This is a genomic window from Succinimonas sp., from assembly GCF_045225735.1.
In the GTDB taxonomy this organism is placed as follows: domain Bacteria; phylum Pseudomonadota; class Gammaproteobacteria; order Enterobacterales; family Succinivibrionaceae; genus Succinimonas.
In genome coordinates this window covers 1-2,534 of sequence record NZ_JBGVBR010000390.1, presented here as the reverse complement: position 1 = coordinate 2,534, position 2,534 = coordinate 1, and the positions used below count along the sequence as shown (strand labels likewise).

1 protein-coding gene and 1 pseudogene are annotated in these 2,534 nt (G+C 45.9%); both read left to right on the top strand.

All coding sequences use genetic code 11. The annotated features are described in order from the left end of the window. The first annotated feature begins 351 nt into the window (after nucleotides 1-351). Complete coding sequence (locus ACJROR_RS13930; protein ID WP_406547630.1) at nucleotides 352-2,184, top strand: transposase; 1,833 nt, start codon at nucleotides 352-354, stop codon at nucleotides 2,182-2,184. A gap of 141 nt (nucleotides 2,185-2,325) precedes the next feature. Beyond that, nucleotides 2,326-2,534, top strand: a pseudogene (locus tag ACJROR_RS13925) (sodium-dependent transporter); the annotation flags it as partial.

Genomic DNA, 2,534 nt, shown 5'->3' with positions numbered 1-2,534 from the left:
ATTCTGCTGGGATCCTGTCACCAAAAAGCCCTGACCAGCAGACATGTCTGAGCCGGCGCGGAAAGCCGGTTTTCTTTTTTGGGGGGTGATGCTTTGGAGTTCCCTTATTTTCAGCGCTGAGACGCCAGTCAGGGAGAGGCATCTGCCCGGGCCTTTGCAGACTCTGAAAATACGTTCAAAACCTTAATTTATTGAGAGTTATCCCCTAGTTTTCCCCATTATTCAAATACACCTGACACACCAAAATGGCTGTGTCATGCGGTTTCCCATAGTATGAAAAAAATTGCATAAAAGTTGTTGACGCCCCCTTTGCTAGGGTGTAGAATATACCCTAGCAAAGGGGGCTGATTTATGGGCAGAATTGCGAAGACTGAAGACAATATTGTGGGCATTCCCAAGAGCGTTTCTGTGACGGCGAAGGGGTATGTTTACTGGAACGCCACTACTACCTGGGTAGATAAGGCCAACGGAACCGGAAAAAGAGCAGACCATAAAAAGGAATGCATCGGTGTGATTTTATGTCCGGGCAGTGACTGGAAAAAGGATCGGCGCATGTACGCAAACCCGACTTACTACCAGCTCTTTCCTTCAAATAAAGGTTCTTCGCAAAATACTCAGGCCGGCAAAGCTTCCACTGCGCGCAAGGAATACCCGCAAAGGTTTGACTGCATTTCAGTGGGGCTGTATGCAGTGGCAGACAAACTGGCGGAAGAGTCCGGATTGTATGATGTCCTTCTGGATGTATTCGGAACAGAAAACACCCAGTTAATCATGGATTTGGCGATGTACATGATTTCCGGTGAAACGGCAGTGATGCAGCATTTTCCGCATTGGGCCGCCAGCCATGCTATTTTCTCAGATAGCATCCGGAGCGACAGCTTTATCAGCGCTTTTGAAAAGGAGATATCGCTGTCTCTCATCAATAAATTCAAAAATTCCTGGGCTCCTGTGGCTCTTGGAGATGGCCGTGTTTTTGTGTGTTATGACTCCACAAATACAAACTCCCGGGCGAAGGGAGTGTTTCTTGTTCAGAAGGGACACGCAAAAGATGATCCTGAAGAAGAGCAGGTGAATACGGAATATGTGATTCGCCAAAAAGACGGGCTTCCAATAACTTTTAACGTGTATCCCGGCTCAATCAATGACATCAGTGAGGCGGCAAATATGTTTGACTGTCTCAGCGAGCTAAAAAAGTCGAAACAAAGGCATCAGGAACGAAACAAAAACACCGAAGATAACATCAGCATTGCGGTCATAGCTGATCGTGGGTATGTCTCATATGACAATATCAAAGACCTCAGGGACAAGGGAATAGGATTTATCTTTTTGCTGAAAAAGAACATGGATATCACCAATGAGGTTCTCGATAATCATATTGACGAAGTCAAAAAATCTGCCAATTTCATGTTGAAAAATGGGAAGTTCGCACTGACTGTAAAGAAGAAAATCTTCCTGGATGACGAAAAGGAAAGCTGGTTCCATATTGTGTGGGATTCTGAACTGGAAACAAGCCACCGATACGCTTTGGAAAACGATCTGATTGGAAAGGCGAATAACCTGAAGAAAAATATGGAAAAGAGAACCCGCATGACAGGTGAAAATCTTAAGGGGTATCGCAAATACTTTAACATCTCCTGTCATGAGGATGGCACACTAAAAGTTAATCAGCGCGGAAGAGGATCAGGAAAGACTGCCAGCGTGCCGGCATATGTGATTGATTCATTCGAAAGGAATTCGGCGGCTATCGATAAAGCTCACAAATGCTGCGGTTATATTGTGTACGTTTCCGATCAGGAAATGACGGCTGCGGAGACGATCGAAACCCTTGTCAGAAGAGACGGTGTTGAGAAGACTTTCAGAGCATTAAAAAGCTGGCTTGGCATGGATAAAATCGGAGTTCACTCCGAAAATTCAATGCAAGCGAAAAATCTGATTTGGTTTGTTGCTTCCGTCATAAGGACGCAGCTCTTTACAAAAACGGAAACAGCACGCCTGCGGGAAAAGAAAAGGAACAGCATTCCGGCTGTGGTGGATTTGCTGGAAGAGATCAGAGCCGATAAGGATTTGTTAACAGGAACGTATGCCCGTCGATATTTGCCAACCAAATTGCAGAAAAGAATCCTTAATCTGACTGGTGTGACTCTTGAAGACATAGACGCCGTTATCGAAAATCTTACGGACTGAACCATGATAAAATACTGCTAGGGTGTAACACCTCAATAAATTAAGGTCAAAAGCTATCCAAAACTATCCAAAACAGCGGCCCGGACTGATTTCGGGTAAAATAACGCCTGTTTTTGCAGTTGTTCATGGGAAATAATCGAAATGGTTTCTGAAAACAGCGCCCCCTCCGCCGCTGAAAAGATCAAGTCCCGCATGGGCTTTATCCTGCTTTCCGCCGGATGCGCCATCGGTCTCGGCAATGTCTGGCGTTTTCCGTATATCGTCGGGGAGAACGGCGGCGGCATATTTGTGGCGGTGTATATCCTCTGTCTCATTCTGGTGGGGGTTCCGGCGGTGATGCTGGAGGTGGC